The organism is Actinomadura luteofluorescens (assembly GCF_013409365.1).
Lineage (GTDB): Bacteria > Actinomycetota > Actinomycetes > Streptosporangiales > Streptosporangiaceae > Spirillospora > Spirillospora luteofluorescens.
In genome coordinates this window covers 2,494,373-2,509,670 of the sequence record NZ_JACCBA010000001.1, presented here as the reverse complement: position 1 = coordinate 2,509,670, position 15,298 = coordinate 2,494,373, and the positions used below count along the sequence as shown (strand labels likewise).

Here is a 15,298-nt window from a genome sequence, read left to right as displayed (position 1 = left end):
TCCGCGACCGGTCGGAAGGGGTCAGTCGCGTGGACGGCTGATGTAGAGCTGCGCGTAGAACCAGCCGCCGGTCTCCAGGCCGTCCGGGTCGGCGCCGACCTCGGCGAGCCGGTCCAGGACGAGTTCCTGCTCCTGCGGCGTCGCGAACCGCCGCTGCCGGAACAGGCCCTCGTGGCGAACGGTCGTGTACCCGGCGGCCGCGAGCGCTTCGGCGATCGGGTCGAACGGGAACATGCGCAGCACGAAATGTGCCATCCACGGCCTGCGCTCCCCGTGCGCCTCGACGACGCGGGTGAGGGTGCGCTCGGTGACGTAGCCGAGGCACCCCGTCGAGATGACCAGGTCCGTTCCGGCGAGCTGGGCGCGCTGCTCGGCGGTCGGCTCGCCGTTCTCCAGGTCCGCGTGGACGGCGCCGTCGAGGAAGCCCGCTTCGAGCGCGTAGGAAAGGGCGCTGTCGGACGCGTCGAGGCCGAGGAAACGCAGGCGGTTCGTCGCTTCACGGGAACGGACCAACTCCCGGTCTCGGGCCAGAAGGCCGGCGCGTGTGCGTCCGGGGGCGTCGGGACCGCCGTAGCGATCGTACAGGTCCGCCATCGTCACGCCGTATTTCAGCAGAGCCGCATTAATGCCGTAGGAACAGCCGATATCGAGAACGGTGGGGACCGGGACGCCGCGCGCCTCCCGGTATTCGGCGATGAGCCGCTGGAAGTGCGGTTTGGCCAGTTCCGGGATGTCGTAGTGGAGTTCGCGCAGCGTGCCGAAGTAGGCGCGAGGATCGGGGCTGGTGTAGATGTGGTCGAGCGAGATCTTCCCTGTGGCGTCCGTGCGCACGGGCGGGTGCCTCCTAGTCCAGCAGCCGGTCGACCCTGACGGCGCGTCCCTCCGCCGCCAGGTGCTCGGGCAGGACGCGGCCGAAGAGCTGCCTCGTGCGCGCGACGCTGCCGATGACCCCCGGGCGCTCGCTGTAGGCGAGGATCGCCGTGTGCCGCGCCGTGTCCCCCCGGACCGCGGCGACCCGGTGCAGCGAGTACCGTCCCCTGAACAGCTGCAGGTCACCGGGGCGGAGCCTGAGCCCGCGGACGAGGTCGCCGCCGTGCCCGGTCAGCACGCGGCGCACGTCGCCGAAGTTCTCCGCCTCCGCCGACCTGATGTTCGGGCAGTACTCGAAGACGCCCCCGTCCTCGGGCTCCTGCGTCAGCAGGCTGACGGTGAACTCGTTGGTGTCGAAGTGCCAGGGGTGCTCCATTCCCGGGTTGACGACGTTGAGGACGAGCCCCGACAGCGGGTCGGCCAGCTCGTGGACCCGGGGCAGCCCGAAGCAGGGCCGCCACGAACCGCTGGAAGAGCCCGCTCGCGTAGAGCCGGTGGACGACGGACCCGGCGGGGATGTGGTCGCGGGCGACGAACGCGTTGCCCCGCTCGACGGTGAGGCGCCCGGGGTGGTCCTCCGGCAATGGCGTGCTCACGTCGATGTTGTAGGCGTTCACCGTTTCCACGTCGTAATGCGCGTGCGGTGCGATCGCCCCGCATTCCGCGCGCAGCGCGTCCCGCAATGCCGGGCGAATGAAGTCGGGCAGCACGCAGCAGCCCGTTTTCTCCAGCTCGTCCCTGGTCCGGGAAACGAGTACGTCCCATCCCGCGCCGCCCGGCGCGGCCAGCGGATAGCGCTCGGTGTCGACGATCCCTGCGAGAGCCTCCGCTGCGCCCATGAAGATCCTTTCGCGGTCGGCGAACCCCAACGGGTTGTAGCACATTCCTTCCGCGAATTCCCGGCCGCGCTTTTCCTCCGCGCTTTGTCATGGAATGACAAGGGCGGCCCGTGACCTGTGGCTTCGAACGCTCCCGGGCCCGCGTGCGCGCCGCGGCCGGTGTGTCCCATCTCACCGGTCCTCCCCGGGCCCCGGGCCCGGGCCCGATCTGGCGGTCGTGCCGACTTTCCGCGAACCTTTCCTCACGCGGTGGCGTCACCGTCCTGTGAAGCATGATCTGAAGAGCGGCGGGAGAGCGGGATGGACTGGCGGCTGGCAGGGTTCACCGAGGAGCGCGAGCTCGGGCGCGGCGCGCAGGGACGGGTCGTCCTGGCCCGCCACACGGGTTCCGGGACCCCGGTCGCGATCAAGTACCTGACCGGCGGGGACCCCGGCGCGGTCGACGCGCTGCGGTCCGAGGCGCAGATGCTCGGCCGCCTGACGAGCCCGTACGTGGCCCGCCTCTACCAGTTCGTGGAGGGCGAGCACGGCGCGGCGATCGTGATGGAGGCGGTGAACGGCGCGTCCCTGAAGGAGGTGCTGCGCGAGAACGGGGCCCTCACCCCGGAGGCCGCGCTGCTCGTGCTGAAGGGCTCGCTGCTCGGGCTCGCCTCCGCGCACGCCGTCGGGGTCGTGCACCGCGACTACAAGCCGGCGAACGTCGTGGTGCGGGGCGACGGGCTGAGCAAGCTCGTGGACTTCGGCATCGCCGTCCTGACGGGCGGCAGCTCGATCTCGGGGACGCCGGTCTACATGGCGCCGGAGCAGTGGCGCGGCGACCCCGCCAGCCCCGCCACCGACGTGTACGCCGCGACGTGCGTGTTCGTCGAGTGCGTCACCGGGCACCGCCCCTTCGCGTCGGCCGACCGGGCGGCCCTGATGAACCAGCACCTCACCGCGCAGGTCGACGTGCGGGACGTGCCCGGACCGCTGCGCGAACTCGTCCTCCAGGGGATGGCGAAGGACCCGGGGCAGCGGCCGCCGGGCGCGGCGGAGTTCGTCACGCGGCTCGACATCGCCGCCGTCGCCGCGTACGGGGGCGACTGGGAGCAGCGGGGCGTGCGCGCCCTGGCGGGCGCCGCGGTCGCCCTGGCCGCGCTGTTCCCGCTCGGCGCCCTCGCCGTCACGCCCGGCGCGTCCGCCGCGGCGGGCGCGGGCGCGGCGGGTGCGGCGGGCACCGCCGGAGCGGGCGGCGCGGGCGGCGCCGGCGGTGCGGGGACCGCGGGCGCGGCCGTGAGCAAGGGCTTCCTCGCCACCGCGGCCGGCAAGGGCGCGATGGCCGCCGCGGGCGCCGCCGTGGTCGCGGGGACGGCGGGCGGCGTCGTCTACGCGGTGCAGGACGACGAGCCCTCGCGGCCCGCGCCCGTGCCCGCCGCCGTCGTCACCCTGGTGGCCGACAACCGCAAGCTCACCGACCCGGCGATCGAGATCCAGAACGCGCAGTACCCCAAGGTCACCGGGTTGCGGGACCCCGCGCTGGAGCGCCGCGTCAACGCCGAGCTGCGCGAGCCGATCGACTGGCTCGTCGGGGTGTGGAAGAAGAACGCTCCACGTTTCTGCAAGGGCAGGCCCGCGAAGATCGGCACCGAGACGAGGCTCGGGCTGCGCGGCCCCCGCCTGGTGTCGGTCCGCTACTACCTGCTGTCGGACAACTGCCAGCAGGCCGACGGCTCCCCGGGCGGCGAGGTCGTCACCGTCGACCTGCGCACCGGCCGCCGGCTCACCGCGGCCGACGTCTTCAAGCCCTCGACGCTCACCGCGGCGGGCGTGAGCCGGCTCAACGCCCTCGTCCCGCAGAAGCCGGCGCAGAACGAGCGCCCATGGCGGGACTGCAGCCCCGACGGGCCGTTCGAGCTCGCCGACTTCTCCCCGCGCGGGACCCAGGGGTCGACCGCCAGGCAGGGGCCGTTCCTGTTCCCGTTCTTCACTCTCACCGGCTTCGAGCTCTCCTTCCTGGCCGGGGGCAGTGACGGCTGCGGCAACCTGAACTTCGGCACCTCCTACGCGAACGTCCGCGGCCTGCTGAAGCCCGAGATCGCCGCGCTGCTGCCCTCGGGCCCCTCACCGTCGCGGACCTGACGCGCCGGGCCCGGATCCCACATGGACGACGCGTGTCGGGGTAAGGGTTTTTCCGGGAAGGGGGGACTGCGGTCCTGGTGAGAGGTGGTCCGCCTGCGGGACGGTGGAGTGGGAGCCCCGAGATCCGAGAGTGCAGGGCGGCGAACCGATGCTGAGAGAGCTGTTGGCGGCCAGCCATCTGATGTCGATGGAGCAGCTGCCGGGCGCGGTGGCCCGGCACGCCGCCGACCACGGCCTGCATGACGCGCTCATCTACGTCGTGGATCTCCAGCAGACGGTGCTGCGCCTGCTGACCGGCAAGGGACCGGACGCCGGACAGGACCCCGCGGTTGAATCGCCGGAGCTCAGGGTCGACGGGACGGTCGCGGGCCGTGCCTTCCAGACGATGGAACCCGCGTTCGGGCAGGCCCTCGACGGCGGGCGCTGCCAGTTCTGGGTGCCGATCCTCGACGGGACCGAGCGGATCGGCGTGCTGCGCGTGACCGTCCGCCGCGACGACGACCGGGTCCGGGAGGAGGCCGAGGTCCTGGCCGGCCTGGTCGCATTGATCATCGTCAGCAAGGGTCCCTACAGCGACTCCTACTCCCGCCTCGTGCGGACCAGGGACATGACGGTGTCGGCGGAGATGCAGTGGCGGCTGCTTCCGCCCACGAGCTTCGCCAATGACCAGGTGGTCATCGGCGCCGCGCTGGAGCCGGCCTACATGCTGGGCGGCGACACCTTCGACTACGCGCTGGCCGGCGACACCGTCCATCTCACGATCTTCGACGCCATGGGCCACGACACCGCCGCCGGGCTCACCTCCAACCTCGCCGTCGCGGCCTGCCGCAACGCCCGCATCCAGGGCGCCGGGCTCGTCGAGACGGCGCAGGCGGTGGAGGCGGCGCTGCTCGAACAGGACCCGGGCGGGCGCTTCGTCACGGGCGTGCTGGCCGAGCTCGACCTGCCGTCGGGGCGGCTGTCGTGGGTCTCGCACGGGCACCCTCCGCCCGTCGTCGTCCGCGGGTCGCGGTGGGTCACCACGCTGGAGTGCCCGCCGGGCACCCCGCTCGGCACCGGGCTCGGCGTGCAGGCGAGAGTGTGCAACGAGCAACTGGAGCCGGGCGACCGGATCCTGTTCTACAGCGACGGGATCGTGGAGGCCCGCGATCCGAACAAGCAGGAGTTCGGGCTGCAGCGGTTCGTCGACTTCATCATCCGGCGCGAGGCCGACGGGCTGTCGGTCCCCGAGACGCTGCGGCGGCTCGTCCACAGCATCCTGGAGCACCACGCGGGCCGCCTGGCCGACGACGCCACGGTCCTGCTCCTCGAATGGAACGGGCCCCTCGGCATGAAGAACGCCCCGGAAACCCTCAAAGACGACTGAGCCGGGGCCGAGGGCCTGTCTCGAAGTGGGTTCGGCCACGCGCGCGAACGCGTGAGCTGGCCGGTGGAGCGATGCCGGAGGCGAGCGGAGCCGGGCAGATCGCGAAGCGATGCCGCGTTCGCCCAGTGCCGGTCACGTAGCGAGCCGCAAGGCGAGCGAAGTGGGCCGGGACTCTGAAACGCAGCCTAGCCCAAGGGCGGCCATGAGCATCGGGTATGCCTCGTGCAGGTCGCGCTGCCAGTAGGGCCAGTCGTGCTGCCCGTCGAAGAAGCGGGCGGTCACCGGGATGCCGAGGGTGCGCAGCCGGTCCACGAACGCGTGCGCGTGGTCGTTCGCGCCGGCCTCCACCGGGTCGGTGAACGGCAGCCGGCCGAGCGGCCCGGCCCTGCCGTTGCCGCTCGCCACCCAGAGCCGGACGCCGCGCAGCCGCCCCGCGAGGTCGGTCGGGTTGTGGGCGCGCCAGATCGCGGCCTGGTCGTCGGGGTCGCCCCACACCCGTCGCCAGTCGGTGCCGGGGCAGGCCAGGGACGGCCCCCAGCCGGTCGAGTCGTCGCCCGGCTCGTGGCCGTGCAGGGTGTCGAGGTAGCCGCTGAACGCCGCCGCGGCCGCGAACGCGCCGGGGAACCGGGCCGCGTACAGCATGGCGCCGAGGCCGCCCATGGAATTGCCGGCGATCACGCGCCGCGTGCCCGCGCGGTAGTCCCGTTCGAGAATGCGCCGCAGTTCGGTCATGTGGAACGTCTCCCAGCGCGGCGGGCCGCCGTTCCCGTAGTTCCACCAGTCGGAGTAATTACCGCAGCGCCCGCCGTCCGGCATGACCACGATGACCCCGGTGCCGGCGGTGAGTTCGGCGACGTCGGTGTCGCGTGTCCAGGCGGTGTAGTCGTCCACGCCGCCGTGCAGCAGCCACAGCGCGGGCCAGGTGCGCTCCGCGTGCCGCGACCAGCCCGGCGGGAGCAGGAGCCGCACCTTCCGGCGGCCGTCCATGGCGGGAGAGGCAATGGTCAGGTCCAGGGTGCGGGGCGCGACGGCCGTCTCGGCGACGATCTCGGCGGCGGCCGGCGCGGCCGCCATGGACCGGTTCGCGAGCACGAGGGGGAGCAGGAGCGCGAAGGCCCCCAGCCATGCGGCGGGGGTGGGGCGACGGAGCAACGCGGGGCCTTCCGGAAACACCGGCCGTGAGATCGTGCCGGCCTTGGGAAAGAGGAGAGATCCTTTGTGTGGACTTTCTCTCCCCGTTCCCGGGGATTCCCGTGGCCCGGCGCTCCGAAGCGCAGGGGGAAAAGCTTATAAAATGCATTTCAACGGACAGGAAAAACGCGCCGGGTGCCCCCTGGCGGCACCCGGCGCGTTGGTGAGAGGGGCCCGTCAGGTGCCGGAGGCGGCCTTGGCGACGGGCGCGTTCACGTAGCGGACGGTCCACCGCACCAGCCCGCGGACCATGCTGTAAAGGATGAACGCCACGCCGACCAGCGGCAGGACCAGCAGGACGATCTGGAGCCCGGAGGTGAGGAGCGTGAGGGGGTCCGCGCCGTCGGCGGCGGCGGACGCGAGCCTGCGCATCATCCCCCAGTCCTTGGCCACCAGCCCGGGGACCTGTGTGATGATCAGCGCGATCTGGAAGGCCAGCATGGGGATCACCGTCAGCACCCAGACCGTGACGAAGATCTGGGGCCAGCGCTTGAGGTCGTCGAGCCGGGCGTCGGCGGGGCGCCGCAGGAGCGTCCGGCGCAGGATCGGCCCGATGTACCGGAACAGGTCGGGGATGCCGATGAGGTCGGACATGATGTAGTACCCGTCGAACCGGAGCGTCGGCAGCAGCTGCTGCACCATCTCCAGGTTGACGTACATGATGGCGACGATCAGCGGCGCGAACCCCGTCTGCGCGTAGAGCAGGGTCAGCCCGATGACGAAGATGGCGTTGAAGTAGACGCCGGCGAGGTCGGCGCGGAGCCGCCCCGCGCGGCCGAGCCGGTACGACTCGGTGATGTCGGTGTAGAACGCGGGCCACACCAGGTAGATGCCGCAGCCCATGACGCCCGGGCGGACGCCTCCGTACCGGCAGGCCGAGGCGTGCCCGATCTCGTGGAACGCGCACGAGGCGATCCCGAGCGCGATCACCAGCAGGATGCTGACCGGTTTGAGGATCGCCATCGACAGCGCGTCGGCGATCGACCTGGACGTGAGCACCCAGACCTCGCCGGCCAGGAAACCGGCGAGTACGGGCGCCATCACCCAGGGGCGGAACAGCCAGGCGAACAGGCCGCCGATGAACCAGGTGACCGACTCCGGGAACACCGCGACCTTGAACTTGAGCGCCAGGAACGGGTCGGACCGCGCGAGCTGCGGCTCGGTGCCGTCGCTGAAGGTGGTGACGCCGAGCGGGGCGAGTTTGCGGTCCACCAGGTAGACGATCTGCTCGGAGGTCAGCCGCGCGCCCGCCTCCCGGCTGACCGAGTCGGCCACGGTGGCGAGCGAGGCGACCACGTCGCTCTCGCCCGCCAGGTGGCGGTGCTCCTGCAGCGCCTTGGCGACCAGGAACAGCAGCGGGGGCAGCCGGACGAGCTGCCGGTTCGGCAGGCGCACCAGCTGCGGCGGCTCGCGGTACCCGGAGTTCTTGAACTCGCCGACGAGTTCGGCGCCGTCCACCAGTGCGGGCAGGGTGAGGGCGGCGGGCGCGGTCATGGCTTGTCGTGCACCACGACGGCGGGCGTGCAGGTCAACGTGGAGGACGGGGGCTCGGCGAGCAGACCGGTGCCGAGCAGGCCGGTCGTCCCGGCGGACTGGGTGGCCTGGCAGGCGTAGAAGACCTGGGTGTCGCCGCCGCCGCCACCGGTCCGGGCGGACAGCGCGAACCGGCGCGGCAGGACCTCCCCGGTCAACCGGTCCAGTTCCGCATAGGTGAGCCACTGAGGGTTGGAAGAGCTCATGGGATCGCTTTCACTTTTCCGTAGGAAGGGGGGAAGGGCTGGCGGAAGCCGCCAGCCCTTCCGATTGCGAGCCGAAGCCCGCGGTTACGCACGCTCGGCTCAGTGGCCGGAGACCACGGCGCCCGGGATGCAGGACTGCGAGCTGGCGTCGTTCTGCGCGTGCAGGCCGACCAGCTGGAGCAGGCCGCTGTCGGGGCGGGTCTGCTGGCTCTGGCAGGCGTTCACGACCGCGGTCGTGCCGTCGCCGCCACCGCCGTGGTTGAGGTTGAGGTTGGCGTTCTCGTTCTCGCCGCCCCCGACGAGAAGGGTGGACAGAACGGCGCGCTCCGGCAGGACCTCACCGGCGAGCTTGTCCAGCTCGGTGTAGCTGAAGGACTTCATGTGGTTCCTTTTCTTCCTTGTCACGCCCGGATCTCAAGGTGGATACCGGATGTCCCTTCCCTCGCCCCAGGTCGGAGCGAGGTAGCTCTACGTATAGCAGATGTGACGTACGGTGGCCAAGTAACCCTCCGGGCGGCAGGTTCCTCGCGTCGGCGTCCAGGCATGAGCGGGCCCTGATGGGTAGGGGAGCCCATATCCGCGCAGATCAGGAGGAGTGCATGGCCGAGAGCAGCTTCAGCATCGACGTCGCGGCGATCCGCGAACGCGCCCGCGCCAAGATGACCGACGGACCCGTGACCGCGGGTTACGGCAGGAGCGCCGAGGAGGTCGTCGGCGTCCTCAACGACGTCCTCGCCACCGAGATCGTGTGCTGGATGCGCTACGCGCAGCACGCGATCAGCGCGACGGGGATCGACCGGGCGCAGGTGTCGGCGGAGTTCGCCGAACACGCCGACGAGGAGCGCGGCCACGCGATGCGCGCCGCGGAGCGCATCAGCCAGCTCGGCGGGCAGCCGGACTTCGACCCGAAGACGCTGGCCGAGCGCTCCCACACCACCTACCGGACGTTCGACGAGAACGACCTGAAGAGCATGCTGGAGGAGAACCTCGTCGCCGAGCGGATCGTCATCGAGTCCTACCAGGAGATCATCCGCTGGCTCGGCGACGGCGACGTGACCACCCGCCGGCTGATGGAGCACATCCTCGCCGAAGAGGAAGAACACGCCGACGACATCATGGACCTGCTGGGGATCTGACATGGAATTCGGATACACGCTGCTCTGCGAGCAGACGCCGCCCAAGCAGCTCGTCACCGACCTCGTGGAGGCCGAGGAGGCCGGATTCGCCTACTCGGTGATCTCCGACCACTACTTCCCGTGGCTGGAGAGCCAGGGCCACTCCGCCTACGCCTGGTCGGTGCTCGGCGCGCTCGCCCAGGCCACCCACCACATCCCGCTGATGACGTTCGTGACCTGCCCGATCATGCGCTACCACCCGGCCGTGGTGGCGCAGAAGGCCGCCACGATGGGCGTGCTGTCCGACGGGCGGTTCACGCTCGGTCTCGGGGCGGGGGAGAACCTCAACGAGCACGTCATCGGGCGCGGCTGGCCGTCGGTGGACGTCCGGCACGAGATGTTCGCCGAGGCCGTGGAGATCATCCGCGCGCTGTTCGGCGGCGACTACGTCAACTACCGGGGCCGCCATTTCAGCGTCGACTCCGCGAAGCTGTACGACCTGCCCGACGAGCCCGTCCGGATCGGCATGGCGGCCTTCGGCGGGCGCGCCGGCCGGCTCGCCGCCGAGCACGCGGACCTCCTCATCTCCGACCAGCCGGTCCCGGAGGTCGTCGAGCGCTTCCACAACGAGGGCGGCGCCGGCAAGCCCGTCTACGGGCAGATCCCCGTGGCCTTCGGTCACGACTATGAGGAGTGCAGGCAACGCGCCCACAGCACGTGGAAGTTCTCCGCCCCGGGGTGGAAGGTGATGGCCGAGCTGCCCGGCCCGGTGAACTTCGAGGCCGCCACGAAGACCGTCCGTCCGGAGGACGTCGTGGAGTCAGTCCCCTGCGGCGACGACGTGGACGACTACGTCGAGGCCGTCCGGCAGTGGGCCGACGCGGGCTTCACCCACATCTCGTTCTGCCAGTCCGGGCCCGAGCACCAGAAGGACTTCCGGACCTGGGCGGAGGCCGACCTCCTCCCGGCCCTCCGCGAACGTTTCGGCTGACGGTGCTGTGTTTTCTCGGTCCCGGCCCACTTCGCTCGCCTGGCGGCTCGCTACGTGACCGGTACTGGGCGAACGCGGCATCGCTTCGCGATCTGCCCGGTGTCGCTCGCCTTCGGCTTCGCTCCACCGGGCAGGTCACGCGTTCGCGCGCGTGGCCTCGGCCACTTCTAAGTTAGGCGCAGTACTGGCTCTGCTTTCCGATGGCGCGGTAGGGGCAGTCGGCGTAGTCGGTCAGGCGCAGCAGGGCCTCGCGGCTGCGCTGGACCTCACCGGCGATCGCGGACGGCGCCGGGTAGAAGCTGCCTCCGGCCAGCTCGAACGTGAACGAGAAGATGCGCTGCTGGCCCCACGTGTAGTCGTCCGTGGTCCCGTCGGTGATGTACAGGTCGCTGGACTGCTCGGGCGCGAAGCCGTTCGTTCCGGCCAGTTCCCGGCCGATGGTGCGGTGGGCGGCCTCCTCGTCGGCGGACATCGAGCCCGGGACGGTGTTGCTGTAGGTGTAGCCGAACGGCCACAGCACCAGTTCCGCGTCCGAGTGGATGTCCAGGAACATGCCGAGCTGCTGCTTGCCGCCCACGACCCGGCTCCGCACGAAGTCGGCGAGGACCTTCGTCTCGGTGGCGGACTCGGGGCCGGTGCCCCGGTAGGTCTCGCTGGAGCCGTTGCCGGACGAGCCGCCGCAGCAGCCCCACTTGTAGGCGAAGTTGCGGTTCAGGTCCGTGCCCGTGGACGTGGGGTTGGGCTGGCGGTTCTTGCGCCACATCCGGCCCGGCTGGGTGTCGCTGGTCATGTCGTAGACCTGGCCGTCCGGGTTGACCATCGGCATGACGTAGATCTCGCGGGAGTTCACCAGGTTCGTGATCCGGCTGTTGGACCCGTACCCGGTGGTGAGCTGCCCGATGTAGTCGAGCGCCTGCTCGGCGGTGAGCCGCTCGCGCGCGTGGATGTTGGCGATGATCATGACTTCGGGCTCGTTCTCGTCGGTCGCCACGTTGTCGCTGATCTTCACGCCGACGATGTCGCGGCCCTGGTAGGACTTGCCGACGACGAACTGGCGGGCGATCGCCGGGTGGGCGGCGACGACCGAGTCCACCTCCTGCCGCATCTCGGCGAACGTGTGGTACGACGTCGCCGCGGTGCTCGGCGCCGCGCTCGGGTTCGCGGTCTGGACGGGGGCCGGCCGCACGGCGAAGCCGAGCCGCCGGATCGCCCTGACCTCCGACGGGATGGCGCTGACCTCCACCCCGCCGGCCCGGACGGCGTTGATCGCCGCTCCGGTCCGGGCGACCTGGCTGCGCTGCTGGCCGGTCCGGGGACCGGTCACGACGTACTGCCCGGCGGTCTCGGGGCCGGGCGCCGACGCGGCGGACGGCGCGGCGAGCCCGGCCAGGGCCAGCGCCAGCGCCGCCGGGACGGCGAGCAGGGAACGCAATCGGCGGGAACTTCTCATGACGGGGTACCTGCCGTTCGGCTCAACGCGCCCGCTCGTCGCGCGGCGGGGTCTCCTGCGGGACGCTCACGGACGCTCGCGGTCCCGTCACGATGGACCGGAACCGCCCGCCTGACAATGGCCGGGGGCGGGGACTTCCGGGCGGCTCCGTAAATCCGGAGTCGCGAAGAATCGCCAGATCAGAGATACCGGGCCGCCCGAGTCCGAAGCGGGTTTCAGTGCCGATCAGAGTGGATGTGAAATTTCACAGCCGGGCGGGCGCCCCTCTCAACTTGGTTCGCCGTCCGCGCTGTGTAACCGGTTCTCGCACATTTTGCCCCGACGTTCGCCGCCGTTGCCGGAGAGGGTGGGGCTGATGGGGCGGGACGAGCATGCCGATCGCGAGTATGTCTGTATCCTGCATGGATGGTGACTTACGGACGTTCGGAACGACGCTTTATGATCGGTGTCATCGCGAGATAACGGGAGAGTCGCGTCCGGGTATTGACCACTCTATGACCTTTGTCTATGGTCTGCGTTAGAACGCGTTCTACTCCCGGTTGGAACCCATGTCGAGGGCGACAGGGCGGTTCCCCGGCCCGGTCCCTGATTCGCGGCGGCCTTCCCACCGGCCATGGGCGGAGCCGTGCATGGATCAACGGACCTCCCACCCCACCCTTCGGGTGCAGGCGCGACGCCCACCGTTCGAAATGAGGACCCCCCTTGTCTCGCACCACGAAGATCGCCGCGGTCGCCTCGGCCGCGGTCGCGGCCACCGCCACCGCCACCGTCGCCCTGACGGCCTCGCCCGCCCTGGCCGTCAACACCGGCTCGTTCACCGCCACCCTCAACGGCACCATGGTGATCGACGCGGGAGTCCCGGCCAGCTGCACCAGCTCCGTGCTGAAGGGCACGGTCCTGTCGGGCGGCGTCAACGCGTCCTACACGTCCGCGAGCGCCGGCGGCTGCGGGGTCACCGTCACTCCCGGGGCCCTGCCCTGGAGCGGCACCTTCAGCGGCACCACCGTCAAGATCAACAACTTCTCGATGAGCGCGATCGGCTGCACCTACGGCGGAACCCTGACCGGCACCGCCTCGGCCACGAACTTCCCGTTCACCGCCACCTTCACCAACCAGGTCGTGCCCAAGACGAGCGGCCTCCTCTGCCCGTCCTCGGCCAAGATCACGGCCAAGTACGACTACAAGCAGCCCTGATCCCCGCGGGGGCGGGTCCGGCCCTGACGTCGGCCGGACCCGCCGCCCGTGCCGTGACCCCGGCCGCGCCGCCGGGGTCACGGCGTCCGGTCGTACCGGCCCGTCAGCGCAGCTCGTAGGCGCGGACGGTCTCCTGGGCGATCGCGTTGCCCCGGTCGTCCTCGGCGGTGACCCTCAGGGACACCGTCCCCTTTCCGTGGAGGCGGGCGACGCCGTTCTTCAGCGGGACGTCCGTCCAGGTCCTGCCGTCGTCGAACGACGTCTGGAGGGCTAGGCGGCGCAGCGGCGCGGACGAGCCGTCCTGGTGGCGAACCGTCAGCCGCAACGTCTTGGAGCCGGTCCGGTTCCGCAGGTCGAGCGCCGCGTCGTAACCGACCTGGAGCAGCGGAAGGGGCGTGACGTCGGTCGTGTGCGCGGAGCGGAACGTCCAGGACGTCTTGGTCCGCGTGGACAGCCGGGCCCCTGGGGCGTTGTTGGCGAAGTCGTACTCGACCCGGTATCCGGCGTCCTCCGGTGTCGTCGCCAGTACCCCGCTCGCCTTGTAGGCGGTCTGCGCGATGAGTTCGTCGTCCCGGTAGACGCGGAAATCGGTGGCGAAACCATTCGGGAAGGAGCTGGAGTAGGCGTCGGAGAAATTCCGCGCCGCGTCCGTCATGCCGACCCGCAGACGGATCTGGTCACCGGCGCGGACGATCGGTGACTGCGCACTGATCCCGCCGGTCAGCGGGGCCTTGCCCCAGCTGTGCGCGATACGCTGCCCCGCCTTGTAGGGGGACGATTTCGTTTCGCCGAGCACGAAGTGGGGCGTGTCCGGGCCGGGGAAGGCGTTGTTGTAAGGCTGCTCCGGGGTGATGGCCATCGCGGACCACTGTGTTTCCGGATCTGCCGAGACGTATTCGACGCGCGTCCGCGGAGTACCGGTGACCGGGCGGCTGTAGGCGAGGGCGAAGTCCTCCCAGGGGCGCTTGCCGTAGCGCGCGGCGGTCATGGCGCCATCGCCGTGGTAGGCGTTGTCGATTCGCGCCAGATCCCGCGTGCGCGCGACATGGTTCAAGTTCCTGGAGATCTGCCCCTTCTCCGGAAGTAGCAGGTCGTACTGGTACGGGCTCTCCGTGATGCCCTTGGCCGTCACCGTTGCCTTCCCCCGCAGTACGGCCCGGCCTTCCTCATGGGACAGGCGGACGGTCGGGACCTTCAACTGCGCCCCGTAGCCGCCCGGATCGTCGTTCACGCCCGGCTTGTCGTTGTAGACGGCGACCATGCGCGCCCCGGCCTTGGCGGCCCTGGCGACCTGCTCGGCGACGGGCACGCCGTCCTCGCGCTGCACCAGGGCGAGCCGTCCGCGCAGGTCGGCGCCGGGTTCGTCCCCGTCCGCGACCCGCATGGCCGCGCTGCCGCCGAGGCGCGGGAACTGGTCCGAGGTGTCGCTGAAGTAGGCCGCCGGATAGTACTCGGGGTGCAGGGTCCGGCCGCCCGCCCGCATCGTGATCGCGGGCGCCTCCAGCCGCCACCGCGTGTACGCCTCGAACGTCCCGGTGCGGACCTTCGCGGTCGGCTGGAGGAACACCCGCTGCTCCAGCGTCGCGCCGTCGCCCATGTAGACGCCCTCGTCCACGGCCGGCCCGTTCGCGGGCCCGCGCGTCCACATCAGGTGGCTGATCGCGCCCAGGCCGGGCGCGGTGGCGTGCTCGGGCGTGCGGACGGTCACCTCCTCCGCCTTGCGCGCGTCCAGGACGATCTCGGTGTCCCGGGTGATCTCGATCTCCGGGTAGCCGACGAGGCTGTGGTTGAGCGGCTTGCCGGGACCGGTGCTCGGCGCCCACGACGGCATCGTCTTCACGACGCCCATGACGGAGTACGTCCCCGGGACCAGCCGCACGCAGTTCGCGTCGTTCCAGCGCTCGTCGGTGCAGGGCGCGTCCGGGTCGCCGGGCAGCGGCCGGTGCGCGTTGCCGATCGAGGCGTCCTTCACGTTCAGGAAGCCCGCCGTGCCGAGGCCTGGCCGCCCGTCCCGCGCGATGCTCCTCACCCGCACCGTGACCAGCTCACCGGACGCCTTCGGCTCAGGCGCAGCGGACCGCCGCCGCTCGTGCAGCGCCGTCACGTTGTAGCGCTCCGGGTCGTCGGCGAGCCGGTCGTCAGGGACGACGTACAGGTCACCCCCGCTGTGCCGGACGGAGAACGCGGGGGAGCGCCCCGCCGCCGGCGTCACCGTCGTGTCCTCACCCCCGACGTGCACCGTGTCGCCGGTCGGCAGCGTGACGTCGTAGGCTCCGGCCTCCGCCCGCAGAGCGGACGCGGGCCCGGCGTCCGCCGCCGCCGGCGCCGCGAACGCCAGCGCGCCGAGACCCAGGGCCGCCGCGGTCCTCAACCACATGGCCATCCCTCCCCAAAAAGTGGATCTTGATTGTCTGGTCGGCCGCCG

At 71.0% G+C, this 15,298-nt stretch carries 13 protein-coding genes; 5 read left to right on the top strand and 8 right to left on the bottom strand.

The features are described from left to right. Positions 1-21: 21 nt before the first annotated feature. Positions 22-831, bottom strand: coding sequence for a class I SAM-dependent methyltransferase (locus BJY14_RS11510; RefSeq protein ID WP_179843607.1), 810 nt, complete (start codon positions 829-831; stop codon positions 22-24). A 13-nt stretch (positions 832-844) separates the two neighbouring features. Beyond that, on the bottom strand, positions 845-1,246 hold the full coding sequence (locus BJY14_RS45070; RefSeq protein WP_246395873.1) for a HalD/BesD family halogenase: 402 nt from the start codon (positions 1,244-1,246) through the stop codon (positions 845-847). Positions 1,247-2,009: 763 nt separating this feature from the next. On the opposite strand from BJY14_RS45070, the gene BJY14_RS44380 reads away from it, so the two are divergent. Beyond that, on the top strand, positions 2,010-3,827 hold the full coding sequence (locus BJY14_RS44380) for a serine/threonine-protein kinase (RefSeq protein ID WP_218905291.1): 1,818 nt from the start codon (positions 2,010-2,012) through the stop codon (positions 3,825-3,827). 148 nt (positions 3,828-3,975) lie between these two features. Continuing rightward, entirely contained in the window at positions 3,976-5,193 is a 1,218-nt protein-coding gene (locus tag BJY14_RS11495) for a PP2C family protein-serine/threonine phosphatase (protein WP_179843606.1), read from the top strand. A 132-nt stretch (positions 5,194-5,325) separates the two neighbouring features. Here the strand turns inward: BJY14_RS11495 and BJY14_RS11490 are convergent, their stop codons facing one another. From BJY14_RS11490 to BJY14_RS11475, 4 genes are all read right to left on the bottom strand, one after another. Next, entirely contained in the window at positions 5,326-6,345 is a 1,020-nt protein-coding gene (locus BJY14_RS11490) for an alpha/beta hydrolase (RefSeq protein WP_246395871.1), read from the bottom strand. Between the two features lie 216 nt (positions 6,346-6,561). Next, positions 6,562-7,878 carry a hypothetical protein gene (locus BJY14_RS11485; protein ID WP_179843605.1) on the bottom strand — a complete coding sequence of 439 codons (1,317 nt, stop codon included), beginning with the start codon at positions 7,876-7,878 and terminating at the stop codon, positions 6,562-6,564. Then, positions 7,875-8,123, bottom strand: coding sequence for a hypothetical protein (locus BJY14_RS11480; RefSeq protein ID WP_179843604.1), 249 nt, complete (start codon positions 8,121-8,123; stop codon positions 7,875-7,877). Before BJY14_RS11480 ends, BJY14_RS11485 begins: the two co-directional genes overlap by 4 nt. A 99-nt stretch (positions 8,124-8,222) precedes the next feature. After that, a complete protein-coding gene (locus tag BJY14_RS11475) occupies positions 8,223-8,504 on the bottom strand; it encodes a hypothetical protein (RefSeq protein WP_179843603.1) in 282 nt (93 codons plus the stop codon). A 218-nt stretch (positions 8,505-8,722) separates the two neighbouring features. On the opposite strand from BJY14_RS11475, the gene BJY14_RS11470 reads away from it, so the two are divergent. After that, positions 8,723-9,259, top strand: coding sequence for a ferritin-like domain-containing protein (locus BJY14_RS11470; RefSeq protein WP_179843602.1), 537 nt, complete (start codon positions 8,723-8,725; stop codon positions 9,257-9,259). Between the two features lies 1 nt (position 9,260). Continuing rightward, positions 9,261-10,229 (top strand): TIGR03557 family F420-dependent LLM class oxidoreductase, encoded by a 969-nt coding sequence (locus BJY14_RS11465; protein WP_179843601.1) that lies wholly within the window; start codon positions 9,261-9,263, stop codon positions 10,227-10,229. Positions 10,230-10,401: 172 nt separating this feature from the next. On the opposite strand, the gene BJY14_RS11460 is transcribed toward BJY14_RS11465, so the two are convergent. Next, a complete protein-coding gene (locus BJY14_RS11460) occupies positions 10,402-11,679 on the bottom strand; it encodes a M14 family metallopeptidase (protein ID WP_179843600.1) in 1,278 nt (425 codons plus the stop codon). Positions 11,680-12,381: 702 nt separating this feature from the next. Between BJY14_RS11460 and BJY14_RS11455 the strand changes: the two genes are divergently transcribed. Next, positions 12,382-12,873: a hypothetical protein gene (locus tag BJY14_RS11455; protein WP_179843599.1), complete on the top strand. Its 492-nt coding sequence runs from the start codon at positions 12,382-12,384 to the stop codon at positions 12,871-12,873. 103 nt (positions 12,874-12,976) lie between these two features. Here the strand turns inward: BJY14_RS11455 and BJY14_RS11450 are convergent, their stop codons facing one another. Continuing rightward, positions 12,977-15,250, bottom strand: a complete 2,274-nt coding sequence (locus tag BJY14_RS11450; RefSeq protein ID WP_179843598.1) for a PA domain-containing protein — start codon at positions 15,248-15,250, stop codon at positions 12,977-12,979. Positions 15,251-15,298 lie beyond the last annotated feature (48 nt).

Coding starts and splice junctions, on each gene's coding strand:
- BJY14_RS11495 (WP_179843606.1), top strand. CDS start 3,976: ATGCTGAGAGAGCTGTTGGCGGCCAGCCATCTGATGTCGATGGAGCAG.
- BJY14_RS11450 (WP_179843598.1), bottom strand. CDS start 15,250: ATGTGGTTGAGGACCGCGGCGGCCCTGGGTCTCGGCGCGCTGGCGTTC.
- BJY14_RS44380 (WP_218905291.1), top strand. CDS start 2,010: ATGGACTGGCGGCTGGCAGGGTTCACCGAGGAGCGCGAGCTCGGGCGC.
- BJY14_RS11475 (WP_179843603.1), bottom strand. CDS start 8,504: ATGAAGTCCTTCAGCTACACCGAGCTGGACAAGCTCGCCGGTGAGGTC.
- BJY14_RS11470 (WP_179843602.1), top strand. CDS start 8,723: ATGGCCGAGAGCAGCTTCAGCATCGACGTCGCGGCGATCCGCGAACGC.
- BJY14_RS11480 (WP_179843604.1), bottom strand. CDS start 8,123: ATGAGCTCTTCCAACCCTCAGTGGCTCACCTATGCGGAACTGGACCGG.
- BJY14_RS11485 (WP_179843605.1), bottom strand. CDS start 7,878: ATGACCGCGCCCGCCGCCCTCACCCTGCCCGCACTGGTGGACGGCGCC.
- BJY14_RS11460 (WP_179843600.1), bottom strand. CDS start 11,679: ATGAGAAGTTCCCGCCGATTGCGTTCCCTGCTCGCCGTCCCGGCGGCG.
- BJY14_RS45070 (WP_246395873.1), bottom strand. CDS start 1,246: ATGGAGCACCCCTGGCACTTCGACACCAACGAGTTCACCGTCAGCCTG.
- BJY14_RS11465 (WP_179843601.1), top strand. CDS start 9,261: ATGGAATTCGGATACACGCTGCTCTGCGAGCAGACGCCGCCCAAGCAG.